This window comes from Pseudomonas sp. Pseusp10 (assembly GCF_059492225.1).
The window spans coordinates 1,720,426-1,742,092 of the sequence record NZ_CP168528.1 but is presented as its reverse complement, the minus strand read 5'-3'; the positions used below and the strand labels follow the sequence as shown (position 1 = coordinate 1,742,092).

The following is a 21,667-nucleotide window of genomic DNA, read 5'->3' as shown; positions in this document are numbered from 1 at the left end:
GGTCTTGCGACCAGGGCGTTTTTTATCGTCAAAGCAGTCGGAAAATGCCCGCTGTCAGCCTGCCCGGCGCATCAGCCAGAGCCCCGCCACGGCACAAATACCCGCCGGCACCAGCACCGAAAGCAAGGGTGGGAAGCCGAACACCTGGCTCGACGGCCCCAGCAGATCCTGAACGATGCGGAAGGTGAAGCCCACCAGCACGCCGGTGAACACTCGTTGACCCAGGGTCACCGAACGCAGCGGACCGAAGATGAAGGAAATCGCCATCAACACCAGAGCGGCAGTGACCAGCGGCTGCAACACCTTGACCCAAAATGCCAGCCAATAACGGCTGTTGTTCAACCCCTGCTCCGCCAGATAGTGGATATACCCCCACAGACCGCTGATCGACAGCGACTCCGGCACCATGACCACAGTGCTCAACAATTGCGGACTCAAGGCTACTTCCCATCGCTCGACCGGGGCCGACACCACTTCAGTGCTGCGCTCGTGGAACAGCGTCGTCGTGACGTCCGTCAACTGCCAGTGATCCGTGTCGAACTCGGCACGCTTGGCAAAGCTCGCCGACAGCATGTGCCGTTCGTTGTCGAAACGGTAGCGGGTCACGCCGTACAGGATGCCGTTGGGTTGTACCGAGTTGACGTGAATGAACTCATCGCCCTGGCGGTGCCACAAGCCGTGCTTGGCGCTTTGTGCATCGCCGCTGCCCTGGGCCAGCGAGCGATTGGCCTGCGCGGCGGTTTCGGCAGGCGGCGCGATGTACTCGCCGACCAGCACACCGGCGAGCATCAATACCAGCATCGGTTTCATCACCGCCCAGACGATCCGGCCGATCGACACACCGGCGGCGCGCATGACGGTCAGTTCACTGTTGCTGGCCAGACTGCCCAGACCGATCAGGCAACCGATCAGCGCAGCCATCGGCAGCATTTCGTACATCCGGCGTGGCGCAGTCAGCGTCACATAACTCAGAACATCGAGCAGGGTGTAGGTATCGGTGACTTCACTCATCTCGTCGATGAAGGCAAACAGTGTCGCCAGGCCAAGAATGATCCCGAGCACCGCCAGAATCGCAATCAACACGCTGCTACCAATGTAGCGATCCAGCTTAACCACGGGCCACCTCCAGCGCGCTGCGGCGACTTGCCCTCTTCAAACGCAAGGGTTCCCAATAGAGCAGGCCCAGGCCGATGGCCAGGAAAATCCCGTGCACCCACCACAAGCCCAGTGCCGCGGGGATCTTGCCCTTGTCCAGGGCACCGCGGGCGGCAATCAGAATGGTCAGGTAGGCCATATAAAGAAGAACCGCCGGCAGCAACTTGAGAAACCGGCCCTGACGCGGGTTGACCCGCGACAACGGTACCGCCATCAAGGTCACGATGAACACCAGCAACGGCAGTGACATACGCCATTGCAATTCGGCGCGCAAACGAATGTCTTCACTGCCGACCAACTTACTGGTCGGCATCGCATCACGGTCGGTGACTTCGTCACTGACGTCCGGTTTTGGCAGCAACACACCGTACTCGTCGTATTTGATCGCCCGGTAGTCGGCCTGACCCGGACTACCGTCATAGCGATAGCCGTTATCAAGGATCAGGTAGCGGTTGCCGTCCGGGCGAATCTCCTGACGCCCCTTTTCCGCCACCAGGACAGAAATCCCGCGATCCTTGTTATTGGAACTGATGTTTTTTTGCGAGATGAACACACCGCCCAGGTTGACGCGGTCATCCGACATGCGCTCGGTGTAGGTGACCCGGGTACCGTCTCGCAGGGCCTGGAAACGCCCTGGCTCCAGGGTATCGAATTCGGTCAGGGCATCCTGCTTGTTCAGCAGCAACTGAAACTGGTTGGCCCCTTGTGGCGCCAGGCTCAGGCTCAGCCACGCCACGATGAGTGCAACCAGGGTGGCCGGAAACATTGTCATCCAAACCAGCCGCTGCTGGCTCATGCCGGTGGCCGAGAGCACGGTCATTTCACTTTCGAGGTACAGGCGCCCGTAGGACAACAGGATCCCGAGAAACAGCCCCAGCGGCAGGATCAGCTGGAGGAATCCCGGCAGACGAAAGCCCATGATCAGGAACAGCGAACCCGGATCCAGCAGGCCAGAGGCCGCCTGGGCGAGGTACTTGATGAAACGACCGCTCATGATGATGACCAGCAGCACGGCGCTGACGGCGCTCAAGGTCAACAGGACTTCGCGGGACAGGTAACGGAAGACAATCAAACCAGACACTCCAGGGTTGTCAGGCTAAGGCGGCCAAACAAGCAAACGTATCGGACAGCCCGCAAGGCAGAGCCGCCGAAAAAAAGATGGCGCATTATCCTGTGATTGGGCACGCCTGTCACTGCGCAATGCATGGGGCAGGTGTAGGAGCGAGCTTGCTCGCGATGGTCGTTAACGATAACGCGGGAGACCTGAAACCCCGCGGTGGTCTCGGGTTCTTCGCGAGCGGGCTCGCTCCTACAGGGCCGTCAATTCCATGAAGATCGTACAACCGAGGGTTGTCAGCCGCCGGTAGCGAGGTTCAAACTGCGGCCTTTGTCGCCGGTCGATCCTGGCGCCTTTCTGTCTATAAGCAATCGACGCACATAAGGTGTCGGGCGCATGCGTGATAACCATCAATTCAGGGACCCGGACATGGAACTGGTTGTAAAAAGCGTCAACCCCGAAACGTTGAAGACCGCCACTCTCGTGGTCTCCGTCGGCGAAGGCCGCAAGCTCGGCGCTGTTGCCAAACGACTCGACGAACTGAGCGGCGGCGCGATCAGCGCAGTGCTCAAGCGCGGCGACCTGGCCGGCAAGGTTGGCCAGAGCCTGTTGCTGCACAGCCTGCCGAACCTCAAGGCCGAGCGTGTGCTGCTGGTGGGCGTGGGCAAGGATGATGAACTGGGTGACCGCCCGTTCCGCAAAATCATCGCCGGTATCCTCAACACCCTGAAAGGCCTGGGTGGCAGCGATGCGGTGCTGGCCCTGGATGAAGTGGTCGTCAAAGGCCGCGACAGCTACGGCAAGACCCGCCTGCTGGCCGAAACCCTGGTGGACGGCGAATACAGCTTCGAGCAGTTCAAGAGCCAGAAAGCCGATCCCCGCGCCCTGAAGAAAATCACCCTGCTGACCATCAAGGCCGCTCAGGCCGAAGTGCAACGCGCCGTGACCCACGCCACCGCCATCGCCAACGGCATGGCCTTCACCCGTGATCTGGGCAACCTGCCGCCGAACATCTGCCACCCGACCTTCCTTGGTGAGCAGGCAAAAGAGCTGGGTAAAGAGTTCAAGGACCTGAAAGTCGAAGTCCTCGACGAGAAGAAGATCAAGGCGCTGGGCATGGGCTCGTTCTATGCCGTGGGCCAGGGCAGCGCACAGCCACCGCGCCTGATCGTCATGCAATACAACGGCGGCAAGAAATCCGAGAAGCCATACGCGCTGGTTGGCAAGGGCATCACCTTCGACACCGGCGGTATCAGCCTGAAACCGGGCGCCGGCATGGATGAAATGAAGTACGACATGGGCGGCGCCGCCAGCGTGTTCGGCACCCTGCGTGCCGTGTTGGAACTGAAGCTGCCGATCAACCTGGTGTGCATCCTGGCCTGCGCCGAGAACATGCCGAGCGGCACTGCGTCGCGACCAGGCGACATCGTCACCACCATGAGCGGCCAGACCGTGGAAATCCTCAACACCGACGCCGAAGGCCGTCTGGTGCTGTGTGATGCCCTGACCTACTCCGAGCGCTTCAAGCCGCAAGCGGTGATCGACATCGCCACCCTGACCGGCGCCTGCGTGGTCGCCCTGGGTTCCCACACGTCGGGCCTGCTGGGTAACAATGACGAACTGATCGACCAACTGCTGAGCGCCGGCAAGGCTGCCGACGACCGCGCCTGGCAACTGCCGCTGTTCGATGAGTACCAGGAACAGCTAGACAGTCCATTTGCCGACATCGCCAACATTGGTGGCCCGAAAGCCGGCACCATCACCGCAGCCTGCTTCCTGTCGCGCTTCACCAAGAACCTGAACTGGGCGCACCTGGACATCGCCGGCACTGCCTGGACCAGCGGCGGCAAGGACAAGGGCGCCACTGGCCGTCCGGTTCCCCTGCTGACCCAGTACCTGCTGGATCGCGCCAAAGCCTGAAACCGTTGATGGGCGGCGGCGTCACTTTCCGGTGACGCCGCTTGCCGCTCTGGAACCGCAATGACCAAAGTCGACTTCTATATCCTGCCCAGCGCCGATCCTTCGGCACGCCTGGACTTTGCCTGCAAGCTCACCGAGAAAGCCTGGCGCATGGGCCACCGGATCTACCTGCATTGCAGCGACGCGGCCCAGCGTGACGATCTGGATGCGCGGCTGTGGGCGTTCAAGGGTGAAAGCTTCGTGCCCCACGGTCCTGCCGACAGCGAACCTGACGGCTTGATTGTTTTGGGGTTGGGCGATGACTGCGGTCAGCATCAGGATTTGCTGGTCAATCTCGACCTGAAAGTCCCGGCCTTCGCCAACAAGTTCGCCAGAGTGGCGGAAGTGGTGGTGGAGGATCCGACGATCAGAGCGGCCGCGCGGGAGAGTTTCCGTTTCTACCGCGAACAGGGCTATCCTCTGCAAGATCACCGTTTACAGCGACTCTGAGCCTTCCAATGGACACTCCAAAACCGCTGCAACAGTCCGCGCACCTGCTGGACGACCTTGAGTCGATCCGCCAATTGCTCGGCAATGACAACCTGCAACCGCCCCTGCTGACCGACACGGTCGAGGAAGGCGATCAGGAACAGATTCCCATGTTGTTCGACGCCGTGAGCGAGCCTTCGCCACCCGTCGTAGCGACAACCCCTGCCCCCATCGTTGAACCCGTCGCCGCGGCGACGTCGACGCCTGCCGCCAGCAAGAACCCGGATGACTTGCTGCACCTGGACAGCGAATTGCGCGCCGCCGCGCAGCTGATCATGCAAGACGTGATCGACGATTTCGCCCCGCACATCGAAACCGAAATCAAACGCCGCCTCAGTGCACGACTTGAGCGGTTGTTGAGCCAGTACAACGATTGAACAACTTGCGGCGAGGGCTCTTCTGTGGGAGCAAGCTTACTCGCGATGAGGGCGTCACATTCAACATTGATGTGTCTGTTCGACCGCTATCGCGAGCAAGCTCGCTCCCACAAAAAGCCCCCGCCACAGGTTGAATCTTCAGGTACTGAGATAGCGCCCGATCAACGCGATCCCGCTGGCCAGCACCAGCCACGTCACCAGGCGCACGAACGCCTCGCGGGACAAGCGCATGGTCAACCGCCGTCCGAACCACAGCCCCAGCGCCATAGCCGGCAACAGACAAACCGCCAGCACCAGTAACGGCAAATCGGCATACACACCGGCGATTGCAAACAGGCTCAAACGCACCACCGTACTGCAACTGATCAGTGCGCTCTGGGTGGCCCGGGCCGCCTCCTTGGGCAACCGGCTGTTCAGATAGATCGCATAGAGAAAGCCGCCGCTGCCAAACAACGCGCCAAACATTCCGCCCACCGTCCCCATCGGCAGTGCCCACAGGGCGGACAGTTGCGTCGGCCGGGTCTTGATCCACAGGCTGTAAATCGCATAGGCGCTGATGAACAACCCCATCAACAGTAGCAACAGGTCGGACTTGAGGTTCAGCAGGAAAATCACTCCCAGCGTGCAACCCACGGCCATACACGGCAACAACCGCAACAGCTCCGACCTGGCTACATCACGCCGCGAAGGCAACAGATTGCCGAATGCAGCGACAAAATCGAGCAGCACCAGCAACGGCACGATCTTCGACAGCGGCATGAACAGAATCAGAATCGGTCCCGCCACCAGCGCCGTACCGAAACCGGCGATGCCGAATACGATGTAGGCCAGGGCAATCCCTGCGCCGATGACCAGCCATTCCATGGCGCCGAATGGCCATTGGGTTAACAACTCAAGCACACTCATTCTCCCTGTCTTCCTTGATTACCGCTGACGACTTTAAACCTGTGGGAGCGAGCTTGCTCGCGATGGCGTCTTAAAATTCATCGACGATGTCGACTGCTGGACCGCTATCGTCGGATCGCCGCCCGGAGCAAGCTCGCTCCCACATCAAGCGGCTCCACAAGGGATTTATGCTGGGCCATGGAGATTGCCGGGCAAATGCCTTTAAACTGCGCCCCATGATTAAAGATCCCTTTGCAAGACTCGGCCTGGACCGTGAAGTCCTGACCGTCAGCCAGCTCAATGGCCGCGCGCGGGTGTTGCTCGAAGACGTGTTCAGCAACATCTGGGTCGAAGGCGAAATCTCCAACCTCGCCCGCCCGGCTTCCGGCCACGTGTATTTCACCCTCAAGGACAGCGGCGCACAGGTGCGTTGCGCGCTGTTCCGGCAGAACGCGGCACGGGTTCGCCAGGCCTTGAAGGACGGGCTCGCGGTCAAGGTGCGAGGCAAAGTCTCGCTGTTCGAAGGGCGCGGTGATTATCAGCTGATCCTCGACACCGTGGAGCCGGCCGGCGATGGCGCCTTGCGCCTGGCTTTCGATGCACTCAAGGAAAAGCTCAGCGCCGAAGGCCTGTTCAGTGCCGAGCGCAAGGTCCCGCTGCCGGCGCATCCGCAACGCATCGGCATCATTAGTTCGCCCACCGGCGCGGTGATCCGCGACATCATCAGCGTGTTCCGCCGCCGCGCACCGCAGGTGCAGTTGACGCTGATCCCCACCGCCGTACAGGGCCGCGAAGCCACCGCACAGATTGTCCGCGCCCTGAAACTGGCGGATGCCCGCGGTTTCGACGCACTGATCCTGGCCCGTGGCGGCGGGTCGCTGGAAGACCTCTGGTGCTTCAACGAAGAAGCCGTGGCCCGTGCCGTAGACGCCTGCGTGACGCCGATTGTCAGCGCGGTCGGCCATGAAACCGACGTATCGATCAGCGACTTCGTGGCCGACGTTCGCGCACCCACCCCTTCCGCTGCCGCCGAATTGCTGGCACCGGACTCCAGCGATCTGGTGCGTCGGGTCGAAAGCCTGCACCGACGCTTGGTAATGCGCATGCGTGACCGCCTGATGCGCGATCGACTACGCCTGGAAGGTATCTCCCGGCGCCTGCGTCATCCCGGCGAGCGCCTGCGCCAGCAAGCGCAACGCCTGGATGACCTGGACATGCGCATGCGCCGCGCGTTCGAGCGTAGCCTCAACACCCGTCGCGAACGCTTGATCCGCCTGGAAACCCGTCTGGCCGCACAACATCCGGGCCGGCAACTGGCAATGCTGCGCCAGCGCCTCGACAGCCTGGCCGAGCGCCTGCCGCGCGCCATCCGCGAAGGCCTGAAGAACCGTCGCCTGCAATTGCACAGCCAGATGCAGACACTGCATGTAGTCAGCCCGTTGGCGACCCTCGGCCGTGGTTACAGCATTTTGCTGGACGAGCGCGGCAATGCGATCCGCAGCGCCGCGCAAACCCATACCGGCCAGCGCCTGAAAGCCAAACTGGGCGAAGGCGAACTGCAAGTCCGGGTCGAAGACAATCACCTGACGCCCGTCACCCTTTCTTTACTGGACTGATCCATGCCGCGCTTCCTGGCTCCATTGCTGTTGCTGTGCCTGACCTTCAATGCCCACGCCGACAGCTACATCACCCGCCTGTTGAACAAACCGGTGCCGGGCGGCGTTGCGGTGGTCGACCTGGGCACATCCATCCAGGCGCCAAAAGCCAGTTATCAAGGCAAACCGGTGCTGGTGGTCAAGGAACAGGAAAACTGGCTGGCCATCGTTGGCGTGCCGCTGACGGTCAAACCAGGGGCTCAATCGATCAGCAGCGGCGGTCGTAATCTGAGTTTTACAGTTGGCAACAAGACATACCCGGAACAGCGCATCACCCTGAAGAACACCCAACAGGTCAATCCGGACCCGGAGAATCTCAAGCGCATCGAGCGTGAATTGGCCGAGCAGATTGCCGCTTACCGCACGTTCAGCCCCAACACCCCGAGCAACGTGCTGCTGGACAAACCGGTGAACGGGCCGCTGTCGAGCAAGTTCGGCGTGCGGCGCTTTTTCAACGGCGAAGAGCGCAATCCCCACTCAGGCCTGGACTTCGCCGTGCCGGCCGGTACGCCGATCAAGACTCCGGCTGCCGGCAAGGTGATCCTGATCGGTAACTACTTCTTCAATGGCAACACGGTATTTGTCGACCATGGTCAGGGCTTTATCAGCATGTTCTGCCATATGTCGAAAATCGACGTGAAGGTGGGGCAACAACTGGCCCGGGGCGGTGTGGTTGGCAAGGTCGGGGCGACTGGCCGCGCGACCGGACCGCACATGCACTGGAACGTCAGCCTGAACGATGCGCGGGTGGATCCGGCTATCTTCATTGGTGCGTTTCAACCTTGATTATTGCGTAAGGTAGCTGACGCCATCGCGAGCAAGCTCGCTCCCACAGTGTCCGTGTTCACGCAGATCCAATGTGGGAGCGAGCTTGCTCGCGATGGCATTTTCACAGGCACCGAAAGTCGTCCAGCCACGCCCCACACCAATTGCGCACCACTCAAACCTTGCGCAAACAACAAAACAATCATTGCCAATCACAGCAATAAAATCTCGATAAACACTCGCCCACGAGTATTCCTCTCAATTTTTTTCGACTGCTTGCCAACCTTCACCCCCGCGGTTAGGGTTGAAGGCATGAAAACCTCTCACACCCTCATTCAGCTCCGCCAGCACCGCAGCCTGTGCCTCGTCAGTGCACGACTGCCGGGCTGAATCGTGGTGCCTCGTCCCAAGCGTTACGCCAAGAACTTTTGATCCACCGGCAGGCCGCCTTTTTTCGGCCCACACAATAAGGATTTCCTGATGAGCATGCTCAAAGACCCGTCTTCGAAATACCGCGCGTTCCCGACCATCGACATTCCGGACCGCACCTGGCCATCGAAAACCATCACCGCCGCGCCGATCTGGTGCAGCTCCGACCTGCGCGACGGCAACCAGTCGCTGATCGAACCGATGGACGCGGTCAAGAAGCTGCGCTTCTGGAAAACCCTGGTTCAGGTCGGCGTGAAGGAAATCGAAGCGTCGTTCCCGGCCGCCTCGCAAACCGACTTCGACTTCGTTCGCACCCTGATCGAAGGCAACCACATCCCGGACGACACCACCATCCAGGTGCTGACCCAGGGCCGTGAAGACCTGATCGAGCGCACTTTCGAATCCCTGCGCGGTGCGAAGAAAGCCATCGTTCACCTGTACAACGCGACCTCCCCTTCCTTCCGCCGCATTGTCTTCAACCAGGACAAGGACGGGGTCAAGGCCATCGCCGTGAACGCCGCCAAACTGTTCGTCAAGTACGCGGCCATGCAGCCGGACACCGAGTGGACCTTCGAATACTCGCCAGAAACCTTCAGCGCCACCGAACTGGAGTTCGCCAAGGAAGTCTGCGATGCGGTGATCGAAGTCTGGAACCCGACGCCCGAGCACAAGATGATCCTCAACCTGCCGGCCACCGTCGAATGCGCGACGCCGAACATCTATGCCGACCAGATCGAATGGTTCGGCCGTCACATCAACCGTCGTGACAGCGTGATCATCAGCCTGCACACCCACAACGACCGTGGCACTGGCGTTGCCGCGACTGAGTTGGGGCTGATGGCTGGCGCCGACCGTGTCGAAGGCTGCCTGTTCGGCAACGGCGAGCGTACCGGTAACGTCGACCTCGTGACCGTGGCCCTGAACCTCTACACCCAGGGCGTGAACCCTGAGCTGGACTTCTCCGACATCGACGGCGTGCGCAAAGTCGTCGAAGAGTGCAACCAGATCCAGGTGCACCCGCGTCACCCGTACGTCGGCGACCTGGTTCATACCGCGTTCTCCGGCTCGCACCAGGATGCGATCCGCAAGGGCTTTGCCCAGCAGAAACCGGACGAGTTGTGGGAAGTACCGTACCTGCCAATCGATCCGGCCGACATCGGCCGCAGCTACGAGGCGGTCATCCGCGTCAACAGCCAGTCGGGCAAGGGTGGTATCGCCTACCTGCTGGAACAGGAATATGGCATCAGCCTGCCGCGTCGCATGCAGATCGAGTTCAGCCAGGTCGTGCAGCGTGAAACCGACCGCCTGGGCCTGGAAATGACCGCCCAGCAAATCCACGCGCTGCTGTACAGCGAGTACTTGCAGGCCAACACTCCGTACGCGCTGGTCAGCCATCGCCTGCAAGAAGAGAACGGCCACAGCGCGGTGGAAGTCGAAGTCGCCAGCCAAGGCCAGGGCGAAACCAATCTGCACTGGCGCGGCAAGGGCAACGGCGCCCTCGAAGCGCTGGTGGCCGGCCTGCCGATTCCGGTGGAAATCATGGACTACAACGAGCACGCCATCGGCGCGGGCACCAATGCCAAGGCCGCGGCCTACATTGAACTGCGTGTGAACGGTGAACGTGCGGTGCATGGCGTCGGCATCGACGAAAACATCACCACCGCCAGCTTCAAGGCCCTGTTCAGCGCACTGAACCGCTCGCTGAGCCAGCCGGAAGCGAAAGCGGCGTAAACACCGCTGATACACAAAAGGCCCCGGGGTGTGAACCTCGGGGCCTTTTTGTTTGCCTGTCCGTTTTTGTGTTGTTTGTCCCGGCCCCATCGCGAGCAAGCTCGCTCCCACATTGTCCGTGTTCACACTAACCACTGTGGGAGCGAGCTTGCTCGCGATGAGGCCCTGTCAGACAGTAAAGATTTCAGGTGAACTCGAAGGTATCTGCATCCAGATTCGCCGGAAACCGCTGCCGATACGCGGCCAGCTCTGCCGCATCCAGCGTAACCTTGAACACCCCGTCAGCCTCCCCCGCACTGAGCAGCGTCTCACCCTGGAAATCCAGTACCTGGCTGTCACCCGTATACGCAAAGCCTTTGCCATCCGTGCCAATGCGGTTCACCGCCGCCACATAGCACAGGTTCTCGATCGCTCGCGCGGGCAACAAGCGGTTCCAGTGCTGGCGCCGGGCACCTGGCCAATTGGCGGTGTACAGCAGCAGATCCGTGTCCTGGGCGTCACGACTCCACACCGGGAAGCGCAAGTCGTAGCAAATCAGCGGCCGCACTCGCCAGCCCTTGAGCTCGAACTGCACCTGGCGGTCGCCGGGGGTGTAGTGGTTGTGCTCGCCAGCCATGCGGAACAGGTGACGCTTGTCGTAGTGCAACACTTCGCCGTCCGGACGCGCCCACAGCAGACGATTGCGGTGACTACCGTCGGCGGCCTGAACGATCACACTACCGGTGATCACCGCATCCAGCTTCGCCGCCTGAACCCGCAGCCACTTGCTGGTGGGGCCGTTTTCCGGCTCGGCGAGGGTCTCGGATTCCATGGAGAACCCAGTGGTAAACATTTCCGGCAGGATGATCAGGTCAGCGCCGCTAGCCTGTTCCAGCAACAGTTCGAAATGCTCGAGATTGGCCTGACGGTCGTGCCAGGCCAGGGACGTCTGGATCAGCGCCACGTTCAAATTGGGCAATGCACTCAGATCACGCATAGTTTTTCCGCTGCCTCACGCAGGGTCTCCTCACGCTTGGCAAAGCACAGCCGCACCAGGCGCTGGCCTTCAGGAGGCGTCTGGTAGAACACCGAGATCGGGATACTGGCCACGCCATGCTCGCGAGTCATCCACAGGGCCATCTCGACGTCATTGAGGTCAGGGCGGATCTGCGAGTAATCGACCAACTGGAAATAGGTGCCGGTCACCCGGGTGAAACTGAAACGCGACGGCGCCAGCAGATCGCAGAACAGATCGCGCTTGGCCTGATAGAAACCAGGCAGCTCTTCCACGTGCTCGGGATGCTCGGCCATAAAATCGGCCAAGGCATATTGCAGCGGCGTCACACCACAGAAATTGACGTACTGGTGCACCTTGCGCAATTCCGCCGTCAGGGCCGGTGGTGCGACCACGTAGCCAGTTTTCCAGCCTGTGACGTGGTAGGTCTTGCCGAACGAACTGACCACGAATGCACGCTGATACAGTTCCTCATGGGCCAGCACGCTGACGTGGGGCACACCGTCAAACACCAGGTGCTCGTAGACTTCGTCGCTGATCACATAAATGTCGCGATCGCGGATCAAGGCTGCCAACTGGTCGAGTTCGGCACGACTGATCAACGCACCACTAGGGTTGTGCGGGGCGTTGAGAATGATCATCCGCGTGCGCGGGCTGAGTGCCTGGGCAAGCTTCTCGAAGTCGATACTGAAGTCGTTCAGGCCCAGTTGCACATGCACGCAACGACCGCCGGCCAGCTCTACCGAAGGCTCGTAGCTGTCGTACGCCGGGTCAAATACGATGACTTCGTCACCGCTGTGGATAACCGCCTGAATGGCACAGAAAATCGCCTCGGTCGCGCCGGGGGTGACCGTCACTTCAGTATCCACATCCACCTGCGCGCCATAACTGCGGGCGATCTTCGCCGCGATCTGCTGACGCAACACCGGCAGCCCGGTCATTGGCGAATATTGATTATGGCCGCTGGCGATATGCCGGCCAACCGCATCGCACAGGGCCTGCGGGGCCGCGAAATCGGGAAAACCCTGGGACAGATTGAGCGCGCCGGTCTGTGCCGCGAGCTGAGACATCTGAGTGAAGATAGTGATGCCGACATTCGGCAGCTTGCTGGTGATCATCGGTGGTTCCCTGCTCTACACCCGGCTCTACGGCGGCGCGGGGGAGTCCGAGGATAGCCCAAACGGCAGGCATGAAAAAGGGCGCCATTGGCGCCCTTTCCATCCCACGGGAAAAACCTCGATCAGCGCTTGTCGCGACGCTTCTTGTCGGCCTTCTTGTGGTGCGACATCAAGCGACGCTTCTTGTTGACCTGACGGTCGGTGAGCGTGTTCTTGTTGCCTTCGTACGGGTTCTCGCCGCCCTTGAACTCGATGCGGATCGGCGTACCGACCAGCTTCAGCACACGACGGTAAGTGTTTTCCAGGTAACGCACGTAAGACTTCGGCACCTTCTCGATCTGGTTGCCGTGGATCACGATGATCGGCGGGTTCGCACCACCGAGGTGGGCATAACGCAGCTTGATCCGGCGGCTGTTGACCATCGGCGGCTGGTGCTCGCTGACCGCGTCTTCCAGGATCTGGGTCAGGCGGCTCGTCGGCCAGCGGGTGACCGCGGACTTGAACGAGTTCTGTACCGAGGCGTAGAGGTTACCCACACCAGTGCCGTGCAGGGCCGAGATAAAGTGAATATCGGCAAACTCGACGAAGAACAGCCGACGCTGCAATTCGATCTTCACGAAGTCGCGCTCGCTCGGCGTCATGCCGTCCCACTTGTTGATCGCGATGACCAACGCACGACCGGCCTCAAGGGCAAAGCCCAGCAGGTTGAGATCGTGGTCCACCACACCTTCGCGGGCGTCCATCACAAAGATCACCACGTTGGCGTCTTTGATCGCTTGCAGGGTTTTGACCACGGAGAACTTTTCGACTTCTTCGTGGATCTTGCCGCGCTTGCGCACACCGGCGGTGTCGATCAGCGTGTACTTCTCGTCGTTACGCTCGAACGGGATGTAAATACTGTCGCGGGTGGTGCCGGGTTGGTCGTAGACGATTACCCGGTCTTCCCCGAGCATGCGGTTGACCAGGGTCGACTTGCCGACGTTCGGCCGGCCGATGATCGCGATCTTGATCCCGTCTTTTTCGCTTGGGCCAGGAATGCGCTTGGCTTCCTCGCCTTCGGCGACGTCTTCTTCCTCGCCTTCTTCCAGCTCGTCTTCGTCTTTCGGGAAGTCACTCAGTGCGATTTCCAGCAACTGGGTGATACCACGGCCGTGGGCACCGGCGATCGGGATCGCATGGCCCATGCCCAACGGGGCGAATTCGGCGCGGGCCATTTCCGGGTCGATGTTGTCGACCTTGTTGGCCACCACGTGGGAGCGCTTGTTACGTTTGCGCAAATGCTCGGCGATCATCTGGTCGGCGGCGGTGAAACCGGCCTTGGCATCTACCAGGAACAGAACGACATCTGCTTCTTCAATGGCCAGCAGCGACTGCTCGGCCATCTTTTCGTCCATACCGTGCTCGTCACCGGAGATACCGCCGGTGTCGATCAAAATGTAGGAACGCCCTTGCCACTTGGCCTCACCGTACTGGCGATCACGGGTCAGACCGGACAAGTCGCCGACGATGGCGTCACGAGTCCTGGTCAGGCGGTTGAACAAGGTGGACTTGCCGACGTTCGGTCGGCCCACCAGGGCGATTACGGGAACCATGCGGCTCTCCACTTCGTTATTTCAGAAAATACAAAAGCCGCTGCGAGGCAGCGGCTGGTGCTCGGGGCAATCACGTTGTCATTTGTAGGAGCGAGCTTGCTCGCGAAAAACGCAAAGACACCGCGTTTATTCAGGTCGCCAACGTAATCGTTGACGTCCATCGCGAGCAAGCTCGCTCCTACAGTCCTACAAACGGTGAAGCCGCTTGGGGGTTAAAACCCAAGCATAGTCGTTACTTGATGGTCAGGGCTTCCAGTTTGCCGCTGTTGCCATACACATAAATCGTGTCACCCACCACCAGCGGACGGGCACGCAGGCCGTCGCTGTCGATGCGTTCACGGCCGACGAATCGACCGTCCACCTGACTCAGCAGGTGCAGGTAACCTTCCAGGTCACCGACTGCAACGTAACTGGAGAACACTTCCGGGGCCGACAGTTGGCGACGGGCCAGCGAATCGTTGCTCCACAAGGCCGAGGTAGAACGCTCATCGACGCCTTCAACGGTGCCCGAAGACAGGCTCACATAAACGGAGCCCAAACCCTGGGCGACACCGGCGTAGCTGGAAGCATCACGCTGCCAGAGCTGACGGCCGCTTTGCAGGTCCAATGCGGCAACGCGCCCTTGATAGCTGGCGACATACAGTGTCCCGCCCGACAGCAGCAAGCCACCGTCGATATCGACCACACGCTCCAGCTCCGAACGACCTTGCGGGATCGCTACGCGCTGTTCCCACACCGGCACGCCGTTGGTGATATCCACGGCAACCACTTTACCGGTCGACAGGCCAGCCACCGCGAGGCGGTTGGTCACGATCGGCGCACTGGTACCACGCAGGGTCAGTACTGCAGGCGTGCTGTCATAGATCCAGCGGCGGTTACCGGTGGAGGCATCCAGGCCGATCAGACGATCGTCCTGGGTCTGAACCACCACAACGTCACCGTTGTTGGCTGGCGGAGCCAGCACTTCGCTGGACACGCGAGCGCGCCACTTTTCTTCGCCGTTGATGGCGTCCAGGGCAACGATTTCACCCTTGAGCGTACCGATCATGACCAGACCGTAACCAACGCCAACAGCGCCGGAAACAGGCAGTTCGAGATCTTTCTTCCATTTGACGTCGCCCGTGTTGCGGTCCATCGCCATCAACACGCCAGTGACGTCCGCGGCGTAGATGGTTTCGCCATCGATGGCCGGAACCAGCATGTTGTAGGTTTCGCCCTGACCGTCACCGATCGAACGACTCCACTGCTTGTGCAGAACCACTTCTTCCTTGAAGTCGACCAGTTCGGCCGGGGGCAGTTCTTTTTTGCTGTTGCTGCTGCAACCCGCGGCCAACAAGGCCAGAGCCAGCAATGCTGCATGTTTCCAACGAATCACGTCACGCATCCCCTTTGGCCAGGTCGTCCAGCTTGATTTGCAGGCCACCGACCGCCGCTTCATCCGACAGTGCCGCCTTGGCTTTTTGATACGCCGCGCTCGCCTCATCGGTACGACCCAACTGCACCAGCAGGTCGCCCTTGAGCTCTTCGCGAGTGGCCAGGAATGCCTTGTCGGCATCGCCTTCAAGCAGCTTCAGTGCTTCGTCGGCCTTGTTCTGCGCACCCAATACCTGGGCCAGACGCTGACGGGCGATTTCGCCCAGCGCCGGGTTGGCCGGTTTGTCGACAATGGCTTTCAGCTCGCTGGCCGCGTCGTCCAGCTTGCCGCTGTCCACCGCCACTTTGGCCACGAACAGGCTGCCGTATTGCGCGTAGGCGCTGCCGCCGAACTCGCTGTTGAGCTTGCCGGCCAGGTCCGAAACACGCGCCGCATCGGGCTTGCCGTCAGGCGTCAGCGTGGTTTCGAGCAATTGCTGATAGAGAATCGAGGCGCCTTGCGACTGATTGCTCTGATACTTGTGGAACGCCTGCCAGCCGAACACGATGACCAGCGCCAACAGGCCGCCAGTAACCAGGGGCTTACCGTTGCGTGACCACCATTCCTTCAATTCCGCCACATGTTCGTCTTCGGTACTCGACACCCCAATACTCCTTAATCGCTAATTCGGCTGTTTAGACAGCTTCAATCCTGCACGACGCAGGTGGCCAGGTGAGCGGCAAGCGCATCCCAGGCAATGCTTTGTTGTTCGCCCTGGCCACGCAGGGGTTTGAAACCTACCACTTGCTGGGCCATTTCGTCGTCACCGAGGATCAGCGCGTACAGCGCACCGCTCTTGTCGGCCTTCTTGAACTGGCTTTTGAAACTGCCGGCGCCGGCATTCACTTGCAGGCGCAGGTTGGGCAACTGGTCACGCACACGCTCAGCCAGGGTCAGGCCGGCGAGCTCGGCGGCTTCACCGAAGGCGCAGAGGTAGACGTCGACCTGACGGGAGATCTCTTCCGGGATCTGCTCCAGGGTTTCCAGCAACAGCACCAGACGTTCGATGCCCATGGCAAAGCCAACACCGGCGGTCGGCTTGCCGCCCATCTGCTCCACCAGACCGTCGTAACGGCCACCGGCACACACGGTGCCCTGGGCGCCGAGCTTGTCGGTGACCCATTCGAAAACGGTCTTGCTGTAGTAGTCCAGCCCGCGAACCAGCTTCGGGTTGATCACGTAAGGAATGCCGGCGGCGTCCAGACGAGCCTTGAGGCCCTCGAAATGCACGCGGGATTCTTCGTCGAGGTAGTCGGCCATCTTTGGCGCATCGACCAATACCGCCTGGGTGTCGGCATTCTTGGTATCAAGAACCCGCAGCGGGTTGGTTTTCAGGCGACGCTGGCTGTCTTCGTCGAGCTTGTCCATGTGCGCCGAAAGGTACTCGACCAGCGCTTCACGATAACGGCCACGGGACTCGCTGGTGCCCAGGCTGTTCAGTTCGAGCTTGACCGCATCGCGGATGCCCAGTTCGCCCCACAGGCGCCAGGTCAGCACGATCAGCTCGGCGTCGATGTCCGGACCGTCGAGGTTGAACACCTCGACACCGATCTGGTGGAACTGGCGATAACGGCCTTTCTGCGGACGCTCGTGGCGGAACATCGGGCCGATGTACCAGAGTTTCTGAACCTGGCCGCCGCCGGTGATGCCGTGCTCCAGCACCGCACGCACACAGGCCGCCGTGCCTTCAGGGCGCAGGGTCAGGGAGTCGCCGTTGCGGTCGTCGAAGGTGTACATCTCTTTTTCGACGATGTCGGTCACTTCACCGATGGAGCGCTTGAACAGCTCGGTGAACTCGACGATCGGCATGCGGATCTGCTTGTAACCGTAGTTATCCAGCAGGCGCGAAACGGTGCCTTCGAAATGACGCCACAGGGGGGTCTGTTCGGGCAGGATGTCGTTCATGCCACGAATGGCTTGCAGAGACTTGCTCACTTAAATTCCTTAATTCGTTCGGCTCTTTTTAGCCAGGCTTAGCCGCGCGCAATTACGGCAGCGTCAGCTTCGACCTTCTCGGCCGCTTTCTGGCGGATCAAGCGTTCAAGCTCATCCACCAGATTGTCATTCGTCAGTTTCTGCGACGGCTTGCCGTCGATGTAAATCAGGTTTGGCGTACCGCCGGTCAAGCCGATATGGGCTTCCTTGGCTTCGCCCGGGCCGTTGACCACGCAACCGATGACCGCGACATCCAGCGGCACCAGCAAATCTTCGAGGCGCCCTTCCAGCTCGTTCATGGTCTTGACCACATCGAAGTTCTGCCGCGAGCAGCTCGGGCAAGCGATGAAGTTGATGCCACGGGAACGCAGGTGCAGGGATTTGAGAATGTCGTAGCCGACTTTCACTTCCTCGACCGGGTCGGCCGCCAACGAGATGCGGATAGTATCGCCAATCCCTTCGGCGAGCAGCATACCGAGGCCCACGGCAGATTTCACCGTGCCGGAACGCAAACCACCGGCTTCGGTGATACCCAGGTGCAGCGGCTGGACGATTTCCTTGGCCAGCAAGCGGTAGGCTTCGACGGCCATGAACACATCGGAAGCTTTCACGCTGACCTTGAAGTCCTGGAAGTTCAGGCGCTCAAGGTGCTCGACGTGGCGCAAGGCAGACTCGACCAGCGCGGCCGGGGTCGGCTCGCCGTATTTCTTTTGCAGGTCCTTTTCCAGGGAACCGGCGTTCACGCCGATACGGATCGGAATCCCCCGGTCACGGGCGGCATCGACCACCGCGCGCACGCGGTCTTCGCGACCGATGTTGCCCGGGTTGATTCGCAGGCAATCGACACCCAGTTCAGCTACGCGCAAAGCGATCCGGTAATCGAAGTGAATGTCGGCAACCAAGGGCACCTTGACCAGTTGCTTGATCTTGCCGAAGGCTTCGGCGGCGTCCATGTCCGGTACGGAGACCCGCACGATATCGACGCCGGCTGCTTCCAGACGATTGATTTGCGCGACAGTGGCCGCGACATCGTTGGTGTCGCTGTTGGTCATGCTCTGCACAGCGATAGGTGCATCGCCGCCAACAGGCACGTTACCGACCCAGATCTTGCGGGATTCGCGACGTTTGATTGGAGATTCGCCGTGCATGACTTATTGACCCAACTTCAGGCGAGCAGTCTCGCCACTGGTGAACGGAACGACATCAACCGACTGGCCGTTGTAGCTGACCTGAGCGCCGCGCGCAAAGCCCAGACGCACGGTAAACGGTGGTTTGCCATTGACTGCCAGGCTGTCGCCTTTGCGCTTGAGACCGCTGAACAGCACCTTGCCGCTACCGTCGGTCACTTGTGTCCAGCAATCGGCGGTGAACTGCACCCCGACCTGGCCTTGACCGGCCACTGGCGCGGTTACCGCTGGAGCAGGAGCCGGAGCGCTCGGGGCTACCGGCGCAGTCACCACCGGGGCCGGAGCTACTGGAGCTACCGGGGTCGGAGTTGCCGGGGTCACCGGCGTTGCGACAACGGGCGCGGCAGTGTGGGCTGGTGCGGTCGGCGTTGCCGGGGCGGCTGGCGCAGTCGCCTGAACCTGCTCAGGTGCTTCAGCCGGAGTGTCGGCCTGTGGCAGCGCGAGGGCGGTTCCGCCTTCAGTCTGACCTTCCACGACGGCCTGGTCTTCCGGCTCGTCCAGCGGATGAATCTGTGTCGTACCGTCGGCGCCCTCGACTTCAACGTGTTCCGGAGCCAGACCGATCAGGTCCTTGGTGCGCATCGAGGTTTGATCCTGCCACCAGACAAAACCGCCGCCGATCACCGCAATCAGCAACAGCAGGCTGACAATTCGCAAAATGGTGTGGGAAACCCGAACCGGTTCTTCAATACGGCCCAGGCTGTGGACGTTGCTGCCTTGGGAGTCGGTGCCGGTGGATTGATCGAACTGCTGGACCAGAACGGCCTGATCCATGTCGAGCAACTTGGCATAAGCACGAATATAACCGCGGGCAAAGGTATGCCCAGGCAGTTTGTCGAATTGGCCCGCTTCAAGATTGCTCAGGGAATTGACGGTGAGGTTGAGCTTGAGGGCCACTTCGGCCAGCGACCAGCCATTGCTTTCGCGGGCCTGGCGCAGAGTCTCACCAGGGTTAACGCGATTCGCTGCTACAACTTCGGGATGCGCCGCTTTCATCATTGCTCCGACAGGTATTGCTGATATTCCGGCGTACCGGGATAGAGTCGTTTTAGTTGCAGGCCGGCACTTGCGGCCTTGTCGCGATCTTCAAACACTTTTGCCAGTCGAACGCCGAGCAATAGACTACGTGCATTTTGTTCGGCGAGCTGGTTAAAACGGTCGTAATAATCGCGCGCGGGCACATAATGCCTGTCTTCGTAAGACAACTCAGCCATTTCCAGCAATGCACGTGGTTGCTGGCGATTCAGGCGCAGGGCTTTTTCCAGTTGCTGCCGGGCCAAATCGCGCTGACCAAGCATCGCAGCGGTCATGCCCAGGTTCTCGAACACCCGCGAACGCTCAGGATACAGGGTATCGGCAGCGGCTTGCTCAAAGCGCTCGTAGGCTTCCTTGTAACGTTTCTGCTCGAACAAAAAACTGCCGTAGTTATTGAGGATTCGTGCATCGCCGGGACGGGAAGACAGTGCCTGGCGAAAATGTTCGTCGGCAAGTTCCGGTTCCATCTCGGCCTGGAACACCAACCCCAGCGCCGCATTAGCATCCGGGTCGGAGCCATCCAGCTCCAGCGCTTTTTTCAGCGGAACCTTGGCGCGCTCGGTCATGCCTTGTTGCAAATACCCGATACCGAGTTGCACATACGCCGCACGCGCTTCATCACGGCCCTTGCTGGTCTTCATCGGGTTGTAGTCGCCCGAAAGCACGCAGCCAGCACACAGGCTGGCCAACAGCAAAAGCAGCGCAAAGCGCAGTGACATAGAGATCCTCTCTCGGTTATTCCGCAGCGTTTTGAGCCATATCGTTGTCAGCGTTCAATTCACGCACGGCGATATAACGTTCGCTGCGACGGGTGCGATCCAGCACCTGCCCTACCAATTGACCACAGGCCGCGTCGATGTCTTCACCACGGGTGGTGCGGACGGTGACGTTGAAACCGGCATGATGAAGCTGATCCTGGAAACGACGAATCGCGTTATTGCTCGGACGCTCGTAACCGGAATGCGGGAACGGGTTGAACGGGATCAGGTTGATCTTGCACGGGATGTTCTTGAGCAACTCGATCATTTCCACCGCGTGCTCGACCTTGTCATTGATGTCTTTGAGCAAGGTGTACTCGATGGTCAGCACGCGCTTTTCGCCGAGATTCGACATATAGCGCTGGCACGACTCGAGCAGCATCTTAAGCGGATATTTCTTGTTGATCGGCACCAATTGGTTACGCAATGCGTCATTCGGTGCGTGCAGGGACAACGCCAGGGAGACGTCGATGTGCTTGGAGAGCTCATCGATCATCGGCACCACGCCGGAGGTCGACAGGGTCACACGGCGCTTGGAAATGCCGTAGCCCAGGTCGTCCATCATCAAATGCATGGCCGCGACGACGTTGTCGAAGTTCAGCAGCGGCTCACCCATGCCCATCATCACCACGTTGGTGATGGCACGGTCGACGGTTGCCGGGACGCTGCCAAAGGATTTGTTGGCAATCCACACCTGACCGATGACTTCGGCGGCGGTGAGGTTGCTGTTGAAGCCTTGCTTGCCGGTGGAGCAGAAACTGCAATCCAGGGCACAGCCTGCCTGGGACGAAACGCACAAGGTGCCGCGCTTGCCCTGGGGAATGTACACGGTCTCGACGCAGCTGCCGGACGCCACGCGCACCACCCACTTGCGGGTGCCGTCGCTGGAGATGTCCTCGCTGACCACTTCTGGACCACGGACCTCGGCAACAGCCTTGAGCTTTTCGCGCAAGGCCTTGCTGACGTTCGTCATGGCATCGAAATCATCGACACCAAAGTGGTGAATCCATTTCATTACCTGACCGGCACGGAAACGCTTCTCCCCGATTGAGTCGAAGAATTTTTCCATTTCCAGCTGAGTCAGACCCAGCAGGTTAGTTTTTACAGTCGATGTAGTCATGGATTCACCTTC

The 21,667-nt window shown here is 60.4% G+C and carries 19 protein-coding genes; 6 read left to right on the top strand and 13 right to left on the bottom strand.

Annotation, left to right across the window (positions count from 1 at the left end):
* Positions 1 to 54 precede the first annotated feature (54 nt).
* Complete coding sequence (gene lptG / locus ACEN8Z_RS07795; protein ID WP_495597260.1) at positions 55 to 1,116, bottom strand: LPS export ABC transporter permease LptG; 1,062 nt, start codon at positions 1,114 to 1,116, stop codon at positions 55 to 57.
* Entirely contained in the window at positions 1,109 to 2,227 is a 1,119-nt protein-coding gene (lptF, locus tag ACEN8Z_RS07790; RefSeq protein ID WP_108228033.1) for an LPS export ABC transporter permease LptF, read from the bottom strand. The genes lptG and lptF overlap by 8 nt, the downstream gene beginning before the upstream one ends.
* Before the next feature lie 414 nt (positions 2,228 to 2,641).
* Here lptF and ACEN8Z_RS07785 point away from each other — a divergent pair, with 414 nt between their 5' ends.
* Genes ACEN8Z_RS07785 through ACEN8Z_RS07775 form a run of 3 tightly spaced genes read left to right on the top strand, consistent with a single transcriptional unit; the run spans position 2,642 to position 5,037 of the window.
* Positions 2,642 to 4,132 (top strand): leucyl aminopeptidase, encoded by a 1,491-nt coding sequence (locus ACEN8Z_RS07785; protein WP_495598099.1) that lies wholly within the window; start codon positions 2,642 to 2,644, stop codon positions 4,130 to 4,132.
* Positions 4,133 to 4,192: 60 nt separating this feature from the next.
* Positions 4,193 to 4,621, top strand: coding sequence for a DNA polymerase III subunit chi (locus tag ACEN8Z_RS07780; RefSeq protein WP_007994859.1), 429 nt, complete (start codon positions 4,193 to 4,195; stop codon positions 4,619 to 4,621).
* An 8-nt stretch (positions 4,622 to 4,629) separates the two neighbouring features.
* Complete coding sequence (locus ACEN8Z_RS07775) at positions 4,630 to 5,037, top strand: DNA polymerase III subunit chi (protein ID WP_495597259.1); 408 nt, start codon at positions 4,630 to 4,632, stop codon at positions 5,035 to 5,037.
* A 138-nt stretch (positions 5,038 to 5,175) separates the two neighbouring features.
* Here ACEN8Z_RS07775 and ACEN8Z_RS07770 read toward each other — a convergent pair whose 3' ends face one another.
* Complete coding sequence (locus ACEN8Z_RS07770) at positions 5,176 to 5,943, bottom strand: sulfite exporter TauE/SafE family protein (protein WP_495597258.1); 768 nt, start codon at positions 5,941 to 5,943, stop codon at positions 5,176 to 5,178.
* 215 nt (positions 5,944 to 6,158) lie between these two features.
* Here ACEN8Z_RS07770 and xseA point away from each other — a divergent pair, with 215 nt between their 5' ends.
* The 3 genes from xseA (at position 6,159) to leuA (ending at position 10,502) form a co-directional block, all read left to right on the top strand.
* On the top strand, positions 6,159 to 7,538 hold the full coding sequence (xseA, locus tag ACEN8Z_RS07765; protein WP_033052047.1) for an exodeoxyribonuclease VII large subunit: 1,380 nt from the start codon (positions 6,159 to 6,161) through the stop codon (positions 7,536 to 7,538).
* A 3-nt stretch (positions 7,539 to 7,541) separates the two neighbouring features.
* Positions 7,542 to 8,363 (top strand): peptidoglycan DD-metalloendopeptidase family protein, encoded by an 822-nt coding sequence (locus ACEN8Z_RS07760; RefSeq protein WP_495597257.1) that lies wholly within the window; start codon positions 7,542 to 7,544, stop codon positions 8,361 to 8,363.
* 459 nt (positions 8,364 to 8,822) lie between these two features.
* Entirely contained in the window at positions 8,823 to 10,502 is a 1,680-nt protein-coding gene (gene leuA, locus ACEN8Z_RS07755) for a 2-isopropylmalate synthase (RefSeq protein WP_495597256.1), read from the top strand.
* 184 nt (positions 10,503 to 10,686) lie between these two features.
* Here leuA and ACEN8Z_RS07750 read toward each other — a convergent pair whose 3' ends face one another.
* From ACEN8Z_RS07750 to rlmN, 10 genes are all read right to left on the bottom strand, one after another.
* Positions 10,687 to 11,478 (bottom strand): amidohydrolase, encoded by a 792-nt coding sequence (locus tag ACEN8Z_RS07750; RefSeq protein ID WP_495597255.1) that lies wholly within the window; start codon positions 11,476 to 11,478, stop codon positions 10,687 to 10,689.
* Positions 11,466 to 12,614, bottom strand: coding sequence for a pyridoxal phosphate-dependent aminotransferase (locus tag ACEN8Z_RS07745; RefSeq protein ID WP_007994874.1), 1,149 nt, complete (start codon positions 12,612 to 12,614; stop codon positions 11,466 to 11,468). Before ACEN8Z_RS07745 ends, ACEN8Z_RS07750 begins: the two co-directional genes overlap by 13 nt.
* 122 nt (positions 12,615 to 12,736) lie before the next feature.
* Entirely contained in the window at positions 12,737 to 14,206 is a 1,470-nt protein-coding gene (gene der / locus ACEN8Z_RS07740; RefSeq protein WP_057716294.1) for a ribosome biogenesis GTPase Der, read from the bottom strand.
* A 232-nt stretch (positions 14,207 to 14,438) separates the two neighbouring features.
* Positions 14,439 to 15,590 carry an outer membrane protein assembly factor BamB gene (gene bamB / locus ACEN8Z_RS07735; protein ID WP_495597254.1) on the bottom strand — a complete coding sequence of 384 codons (1,152 nt, stop codon included), beginning with the start codon at positions 15,588 to 15,590 and terminating at the stop codon, positions 14,439 to 14,441.
* Positions 15,583 to 16,224: a YfgM family protein gene (locus tag ACEN8Z_RS07730; RefSeq protein WP_007982766.1), complete on the bottom strand. Its 642-nt coding sequence runs from the start codon at positions 16,222 to 16,224 to the stop codon at positions 15,583 to 15,585. The genes bamB and ACEN8Z_RS07730 overlap by 8 nt, the downstream gene beginning before the upstream one ends.
* A gap of 41 nt (positions 16,225 to 16,265) precedes the next feature.
* A complete protein-coding gene (gene hisS, locus ACEN8Z_RS07725; protein ID WP_007982764.1) occupies positions 16,266 to 17,555 on the bottom strand; it encodes a histidine--tRNA ligase in 1,290 nt (429 codons plus the stop codon).
* Positions 17,556 to 17,593: 38 nt separating this feature from the next.
* Positions 17,594 to 18,703, bottom strand: coding sequence for a flavodoxin-dependent (E)-4-hydroxy-3-methylbut-2-enyl-diphosphate synthase (ispG, locus tag ACEN8Z_RS07720; RefSeq protein WP_003185136.1), 1,110 nt, complete (start codon positions 18,701 to 18,703; stop codon positions 17,594 to 17,596).
* Positions 18,704 to 18,706: 3 nt separating this feature from the next.
* Positions 18,707 to 19,738, bottom strand: coding sequence for a RodZ domain-containing protein (locus tag ACEN8Z_RS07715; protein ID WP_495597253.1), 1,032 nt, complete (start codon positions 19,736 to 19,738; stop codon positions 18,707 to 18,709).
* Positions 19,738 to 20,496: a type IV pilus biogenesis/stability protein PilW gene (gene pilW / locus ACEN8Z_RS07710; protein ID WP_007998667.1), complete on the bottom strand. Its 759-nt coding sequence runs from the start codon at positions 20,494 to 20,496 to the stop codon at positions 19,738 to 19,740. The genes ACEN8Z_RS07715 and pilW overlap by 1 nt, the downstream gene beginning before the upstream one ends.
* A 16-nt stretch (positions 20,497 to 20,512) precedes the next feature.
* Positions 20,513 to 21,655 carry a dual-specificity RNA methyltransferase RlmN gene (rlmN, locus tag ACEN8Z_RS07705; RefSeq protein WP_007982757.1) on the bottom strand — a complete coding sequence of 381 codons (1,143 nt, stop codon included), beginning with the start codon at positions 21,653 to 21,655 and terminating at the stop codon, positions 20,513 to 20,515.
* Positions 21,656 to 21,667 lie beyond the last annotated feature (12 nt).